This is a genomic window from Amycolatopsis sp. NPDC051758 (assembly GCF_044453095.1).
In the GTDB taxonomy this organism is placed as follows: domain Bacteria; phylum Actinomycetota; class Actinomycetes; order Mycobacteriales; family Pseudonocardiaceae; genus Amycolatopsis.
Genome location: NZ_JBITCJ010000019.1, coordinates 104,530 through 111,824, shown reverse-complemented (window position 1 = coordinate 111,824; position 7,295 = coordinate 104,530). Strand labels below are relative to the sequence as shown.

Here is a 7,295-nt window from a genome sequence, read left to right as displayed (position 1 = left end):
TCATCTCGCAGGCCAAGGCCGCCGGCATCGAGGTCAAGGACGAGACCGACGCCAACTTCCTCAAGGGTGGCCGCGTTTCGACCGGTGACTACGACGCGGCGCTGTTCGGTACCTCGCTGCGGTTCAAGGGACCGCTGAGCAGCAGCTACAGCTGCCCCGCCCATGGAGGACAGCGGAACCGCCAGGGGTTATGTGCACCGGTGATCGACAACGCCTTCGACCGGGCCGTGCGGGCGACGGACGAGAGCACGATGGTCAAGGCCTACCAGGACGCGGACAAGGCGATCGCGGACGAGTACGCGACCTTGCCGCTGTTCCAGCCGCCGAGCATGTGGGCGTTCAAGGGCATCGACCGTGTGTACATGCAGTCGTACGACGGTGTCCTGTGGACTGCGGGGGAATGGTCGCGCACCGGGTGACGGCGGCCGGTGGTTCACACCCGGAGCGAAACGGTGTCGCAGCGGAAGCACCGGACTGCATCCGCCCCTCCGGAAACGAGGTGACTGCGAGCGAACCCGGCGTCGTGCATACCGTCGGGGTACAGCCGGATCGCTTGCTCCCAGTGGCGTTCTGCGGAAGCCCGTTCGCCTCGGCCGAGGGCCACGTGCGCGAGCCCTTCCAGGGCCCGAGCCTCGTATCTGCTCGACGCCAGCCGGACCGCCTGCTCCCGCGCGTGGTCGAACACCTGCTGCGCCTGATCCAGCTTGTTCAGCGCGAAGTTGGCTTCGCCGAGCACATTCAGCGCTTCGCACTCGACTTTCCAGAAGTCGAACTGCCGCGCCAGTGAGAGCGCCGCTCGCCCGAGCTCGATGGCTTCACCCAACGAGCCGAGGGTCCGCTGGACGCCGGCCAGCCCGGTCATCGCGGCTGCCCGGCCGTGGTCGAACTTCACCGCGGTGCTCGTGCGCAGCACCTGCGTGAACTCACTGATCGCCTGCTCGTGCCGGCCTTGGTAGTAGAAGACGGCCGCAACGGACCACGACGTCAGGACCCGGCGGCGGGGATGGTTGTCGTCCGCCACGATGGCGAGGGCCCGGTTCAGGTGCTGCAGCGCGAGGTCGAACTGGCCGAGGTCGCGGTAGATGACGCCGAGGTTGTTCGCCACGGAGGCGTGGATGAAGCTCGTGGGAACGCTCGTCAGCAGCTGGTCTGCCGCGACGAAGGCGTCACGGCTTTCTTTCAGGAGGTCGTCGTCGAGGCAGAGTCTGCCGAGCTCGACCAGCAGTGCCGCCTCGCCGCTGTGGTCGCCCAGCGAGCGGAACACCTTGAGCCCTTGTTCAACGTAGTCCCTCGCCTCGGCAACCGACTTGCGCTCCCGGCAAATCGTCGCGAGCCCGACGAGGCAGGCGGCTTCGGCGCGACCGTCTCTCAGGAGCCGGGCCGCCCGCAACCCCTCCCTGAACAGGGAAAGGGAAGCGCCGCCGTAGTTGTTGCGCAGCCGGAGCAGCGGCTGCAGTACGCACGGGAACTGCCAGGCGTGCTCGTGGAAGCCCTGCTCCGCAGCGATCTTCGCAACCGCGAGGATGTTGCTGTACTCGGTGTTGAGCGCGCCGACGGCTTGCTCGGCGGAGCCGACCGCTCTCTCGCTTTCCGGCGGGTGCTGGATCTGCGGCGTGACGTGGGCAGTGTCGTTGTCGAGTAATTCGCACCACTTCGCCGCGCAATGGAGGTAGTAGTCGAGCAGGCTTCCCCAGAAGATCCGCTGCTCCCGGGGGTCTTCGGACTCCCTGAACAACTGCCTGGCGCAGTCCCTGACGAGATCGTGGAAGTAGAAGCGGTCGCCGGTGCGCTGCTTGACAAGGTTGTCGTCGAACAACGACTCCAGGATGTCTTCGGCCCGGTCGGTTGAAAAGCCGGTCACCGCAGCCAGCAGGTACGCGTCGAAGTCGGTTCCCGGGTGAGCACCCAGTAGCCGGAAGGCCCGCTGCTGATCCGGCTGCAGGTAGCGGTAGGACACCCGGAGGACGGCCAGCACGCCACGGTCGTCGGTCTCGAGAAGCCGGGCACGCTGGCGCTGGTTCTGGAGCCGCCGGACCAGGTCGGCGACTTGCCACATCGGCCTGCTGCGCAGGCGCGCACCCGCGATGCGGATCGCCAGCGGCAGCCGGCCGCACAGTTCGACCACCGCGCCCACAGCCTCCAGGTCGTCGCCCGCGCTCCGGCCGGCGACCTGGGTGAACAGCGCGACGGCTTCAGCCTGGGTGAGGACGTCGAGCGACATCGGTACGGCGCCGTCGAGCGTCGTGAGCTTGCGCCTGCTCGTCACGAGCACCAGGACACCCGCGGCACCCGGCAGCAGGGCGCGCACATGTTCCCCGTCGATCGCGTTGTCGAGCACCAGCAGGGCCCGCTGACCCGCCAGGTGCGAGCGCCACAGGGCCCGGCGCCCGTCGAGGCCGGGTGGAACCAGTTCCGGGGGCACGCCGCTGTCCCGGAGCAGGGTGTCGAGCGCCTGCTCGGCCGGCATCGGATCCATTCCCGGGCTGTACCCGCGGAGGTCCACGAAGTACTGCCCGTCCGGGTAGTCGCCTGCGACGCGGTGCGCGAGGTGGACCGCCAGGGTCGTCTTTCCGATCCCGCCCATCCCGTCGATCGCGGAGATCACCAGGGCGGTGGGCACGGTGTCCTTTGCTGCGGAGAGCAGCCGGTTCAGCTCGGCCGCCCGACCGGAAAAGTCACTGATGTCGTGTGGGAGGAAGAACCGGCGCGCCGGCGCGCCGGCCGGCGGCCGCGCGGTGGAGGCCGGGACCGCGACGGGACCGGCGTCCGCCGGCGGGGCGATTTCGCCGGTGGGTTCGCCGCTCAAGATCGCCGCGTGCAGCCGCCGAAGCCGGGGACTCGGGTCCACCCCCAGCTCTTCGGCCAGGATCCGCCGCCCTTCCTCGTAGACGGCGAGAGCGTCCGCCTGGCGGGAAACGAGGTGGAGGACGTGCATGAGCCGTCCGCGAAGCGATTCCCGGAGAGGGTTCGCGCTGACCAGTTCGTACAGCTCGCCCACCACGGAGGCGGGCTCGCCCGCTCGGATGCGCGTCTCGATCAGCTCCTCGACCGCGGTCAGCCGCTGCTCGTCGAGGCTCGCCGCGACACTGGTGATCGTGGTCCCGTGCAGACCGGCCAGCGCGGCGCCCCGCCAGAGCCCGAGAGCGGTGCGGTAGCGGTCGGCGGCCTGGTGGAGATCACCGTTCGCGGCGGCGGCCCGGGCTTCCTCCGTGGTCTGGGAAAACCGGTACGAATCGACCGAATCGGGCGAGACTTTCATGCGATAGCCGACGTCGGTCCGGACGATCCCCGCCCCGGTTGCAGTTCCTGCCGCGGTGAGCTTCCGGCGGAGACTGCTGACGGCGTTGTGAATCTGCTGCCGCGCCGATTGTGGCGGGGTCTCCCACAGCTCGCTCATTACCCGTTCGTCCGAAATGACCTGGTTGGCGCTGAGTACGAGTAAGGCGAGCAGTTTCTGCTGGCGGATGCCCGGAATTTCGATCGTCCGATCGGACGATCGAATCTCCAACGGGCCCAAGATCCGGAACTCCACGGCTGCCTCCCTGAGCCGGCGGTCGCCGCGACGTCGTCGAGCGGTGTTCTCGCTGTCCGCCGTCGAGGCACTTCAAGATCTTCGCCCAGGGTAGCCTACAAGTAGCTCAGGGGTAGTCCGCGGTGTTACGCTCCCGGGCGCTCTGCTGGCACAGCAGGGTTTTGTGGCTGTATCGGAGGGGGAAAGATGATCAGGACTTTCATGATCGGAACTGCGTGCGCGGTTGCGGTACTCGTCGCCGTGGCCGTCACCGGAACGCCGGCCGGGGAAGCACCGCAGCAGAAGCAGGTTTCGCAGAACGACGTGGTCGGGGCCGGGCCGCAGGGCGGGGTCGACTGGAGCTAGGTCGTCCGGTGTGGCTGTCACGGCGCCGTTGCTCCAGTACCGCCGAAGACGAGGAAAGCGACCGCGGCTTTCGCGGATTCCTGCTCACTGCGATCGTCCTGGCCTTGAGTTTCGCCGTGTCCTGCTTCGTCCAGTTCGGCGGTGATTCCGTCTTCGGCGGTGTGCGCGCGCGACTCGGCGCTTACCAGGTGGTGTGGCCGCAGGAGTGGGTCTTCTTCACCGGGACCAAGGACACGGTCGTCGCTTACCAGGCCGGAGCGGACCGCCACTTGGGCCGCCGGTTCGAGCGACAGGTGTGGGACGGCCAACGCGGCGGTCTCGACCGCGGTCTCGACGTCGCTTCGAGCCAGGCGTGGGACATCGCCCGCCGGATACCGGACCGCTACTGGCAATCGTGCGGGAGCACCGTCGAAGCGCTGTGTGAGCAACTGCCGGATCCGACTCTGGTCTTCCGGCTGAACGCGCTTTCCCGGGAGCCGCGGCTCTGCGGACCGCTGGTGCTCGCGCTGGAGCACGTCACCCAGTCCGGATCCGGCCGGCTCCCGGACGGACCGTGGTTGCCGTACCGGGCAGCGGCCGTGAACGTGCGGTGCGGGGACCGGTGAGCGTGCGGAGCCGCTTGGGCTCGGCAATTGACCGTCACGAACCGCGAAGTGTGCTGTTCGCGGTGGGCCGCAGCGTGCTGGCCGGCGCTCAGCTCAGCGTTCTCCTGTTCAACTCGGACACAACACTGTTCGCCGATTCACCGGCGGTCCCGGGAGGAGTGCGATGTGGTGGCCTGCGGTCGGTCTCGTTGTGGTGCCTGCTGGGGGATCAGGGCGTCGGCCCGATGCTCGCCCGAGCCGTGGCCATCGCAACCCTCGTGGTGGTCCTGATCGGTGCTGTCCCGCGGTGGACGTGCATTCCGCACTGGTACGTCAACTTCAGTCTCGCGGCGGCCATGCCACTGTCCAACGGTGGCGACCGCGCCGCCGAAATCGCCGCGCTCCTGCTGATCCCGATTTGCCTCGGCGACGATCGCAAATGGCAGTGGAACGCAGTACGGGAGCCGCTACCTGCTTGGTTCCGCGGCAGTTCCCAGGCGGGGGCGCTGATGCTGCGAGTCCAGGTCGCGGTGATCTACCTGGTCGCGGCGACGGCCAAGCTGAGCGATCCGGCCTGGGTGCACGGCCGCGCGCTCGGGATCGTGGCGTCCGATCCCGAATTCGGCTTCCCGATGCCGGTTCGTGCGGCGCTCGAACCGCTGCTGGCGTCGGATGCGATCGTCGCGCCGGCGACGTGGACCGTGATCGCGGTCCAATACATGATCGTGGTCGCGATCATGGGCGGGCGAAGGTGGCGGGCGCTGGCCCTGGTCCTCGGTTCCGGTTTGCACCTGGCGATCGCGGTGCTGCTCGGCTTGCCCAGTTTCGGGCTGACCATGATCGCGCTCCTTTTGTGCGCCGCGAACCCGGCTGGGCCGGCGGGTGCGCGACGGCAGCGGTGGAGTCCGTGGTCACAACGGAAGGAGGAGGCACGTGCGCACTGACCTGGTGATCGAGCGGTTCGAGCCGAATCGGGCCACTCAAGCCGGCTTCGCCGCCTACCACGACGTGGTGACGGCCAGCCAAGCTGCGGACCGGCCCGGGGAACCCGCCCTCCCGCTGGAGGAACTGATCGGCCGCATGAAGAAACCCATGCCGGGCATGGGCCGCGCGGCGCACTGGGTGGGCTTGCGGGACCGCGATGTCGTCGCGGTCGCGGAAGTGTTGTTCCTCGACGAGGAAAACAGTGACATCGCGCTGGTCAACGTCAAGCTTCTTCCGAAGCACCGCCGCGCCGGGATCGGCTCCGCGCTGCTGCGCGCGATCCTGCCCGAGCTGAAGGCGCAGGAGCGCCGCGCGATCGAGAGCTGGGACGTGGTGGCGGGCACCGCCGGGCAGTGGTGGGCCGAAACCGTCGGCCTCCGGCAGGTCCGCCGGGTCGTCAGGCAGGCGCTGATCACGGCGACGGCCGACCGGACGCGATGGGACGTGCCGGTCCCGGCCGGGTATCGGCTGGAGTACTGGGAGGGAACCGCTCCCGAAAGCCTCGTCGCTTCTTACGCGCTCGCCCGGGGCGCGATACACGACGCCCCGCTGGGGGATTCGGACTACCGCTGGCCGGAATACACGGTGGAGCGGGTGCGTGCCGCCGAGGCGGAACTGCGGTCGCAGGGCATCCTCCAGCGTCTGGTGGTCGCCGTGCACGAAGCCACAGGTGCTGTCTCCGCGCTCACCGAACTCTGCGTGCACCCACGCAGACCGGACTGGGGTTATCAGCGCGACACCGCGGTCGTGGCCGAACATCGGGGGAGCGGTCTGGGGCGGTGCGTGAAGGCGCACATGCTCTGCCGGCTGGTGGTCGACGCACCGGAGGTCCGATGGATCAGCACGACGACCGGTGCCGAGAACACGCACATGATCCGGGTCAACGACGAAGTCGGATACACGACACTGCCCGCCTTGATCGCCGTGCAAGGCGAGGTCGCCGCCGTGGAAGCGCGGCTGGCAGCTGTCCGGTAGGTCGTTGGAGCAGCGCGGGGGTCGATCGCGGCGAGGACCTTCGTGCGTGACGCCGGTGCGTTACGCCTTCACCGCTCACAATCGAGATCTTCGAGTCACGGTTGACGTCCGGTCGCCGCTCGACCACGCCGCGCCACCGCTCACCTCAGCCCCGCCACCTTGCCCGATTGCAATGCTGATCTTCACCGGGCCGGAACATCAAGCTGCTTCGGTCTCGCGCGAGTAGCCGACGAGTCCCGCACGAGTAGCGAGGCGTGGCACTGTCCTCCCAGCCGGCCGGAGCGGCCTTTCCTGCGTGCGGAATCCGGCTCCCGGCCGGTCCGGATGATCGTCACGTACGGGGAGGTGATCGAACTTTGTCCGGCAGGCCTGTGGCGGTGTTCGACCGAAGCTGGGGGCCCGGGTTCCGCGTGGTGGCGTGCTTGCCCATGTCGGCCGCCGGGATCCGTTCTGTCGAGCGACATCGTCGAGTCGTGAGCGGATGATCGGAGCGCGGGGCGTGTGTGGCTTGCGATCTGCGCTTTCCTGTGCCGATGGCACCATTGAGTGAACGGGACCGAATGCGTCAACCTGTGTTGAAGTCGATCAACTCGTGCTCGCTGTCGAGTGACCGTGCCGTTTGCCTGGGTGTCAATGCCGACGCAGTCGACGCGGCCTTGCGGCGGGCACAACGTCGCCGGGGCCACTGTCGCCGACGCTGTCGTCATGGTCGATCTCACGCTCATGAACTCCGTCGACATCGGTCCCTTCGTAATGTCTGCGGTGGCCGGGGCGACGCCTTGCTCCGTTCCGCGCCTCAGGTCATCGTCGCTGACGGCGCGGTGAAGACCGCTGGTAACCACGATCGGATCACGGAACGAATGCGCGACACGCCG

Annotated in this window: 5 protein-coding genes and 1 pseudogene; 5 read left to right on the top strand and 1 reads right to left on the bottom strand. The window is 68.3% G+C overall.

The window, feature by feature from the left end:
• Positions 1 to 419 (top strand): annotated as a pseudogene (locus tag ACIA5G_RS49980) (ABC transporter family substrate-binding protein); the annotation flags it as partial.
• 14 nt (positions 420 to 433) lie between these two features.
• Here the strand turns inward: ACIA5G_RS49980 and ACIA5G_RS49975 are convergent.
• Complete coding sequence (locus ACIA5G_RS49975; RefSeq protein ID WP_395936928.1) at positions 434 to 3,532, bottom strand: BTAD domain-containing putative transcriptional regulator; 3,099 nt, start codon at positions 3,530 to 3,532, stop codon at positions 434 to 436.
• Positions 3,533 to 3,733: 201 nt separating this feature from the next.
• Between ACIA5G_RS49975 and ACIA5G_RS49970 the strand changes: the two genes are divergently transcribed.
• From ACIA5G_RS49970 to ACIA5G_RS49955, 4 genes are all read left to right on the top strand, one after another.
• Positions 3,734 to 3,877, top strand: a complete 144-nt coding sequence (locus ACIA5G_RS49970; RefSeq protein WP_395936926.1) for a hypothetical protein — start codon at positions 3,734 to 3,736, stop codon at positions 3,875 to 3,877.
• A 104-nt stretch (positions 3,878 to 3,981) separates the two neighbouring features.
• Positions 3,982 to 4,482 carry a hypothetical protein gene (locus tag ACIA5G_RS49965; RefSeq protein WP_395936924.1) on the top strand — a complete coding sequence of 167 codons (501 nt, stop codon included), beginning with the start codon at positions 3,982 to 3,984 and terminating at the stop codon, positions 4,480 to 4,482.
• Complete coding sequence (locus tag ACIA5G_RS49960; protein ID WP_395936922.1) at positions 4,431 to 5,405, top strand: sporulation-delaying protein SdpB family protein; 975 nt, start codon at positions 4,431 to 4,433, stop codon at positions 5,403 to 5,405. Before ACIA5G_RS49965 ends, ACIA5G_RS49960 begins: the two co-directional genes overlap by 52 nt.
• Positions 5,406 to 5,409: 4 nt before the next feature.
• The gene (locus ACIA5G_RS49955; RefSeq protein WP_395936920.1) at positions 5,410 to 6,420 is read left to right on the top strand and encodes a GNAT family N-acetyltransferase; all 1,011 of its coding nucleotides are present in this window, start codon (positions 5,410 to 5,412) and stop codon (positions 6,418 to 6,420) included.
• Positions 6,421 to 7,295 lie beyond the last annotated feature (875 nt).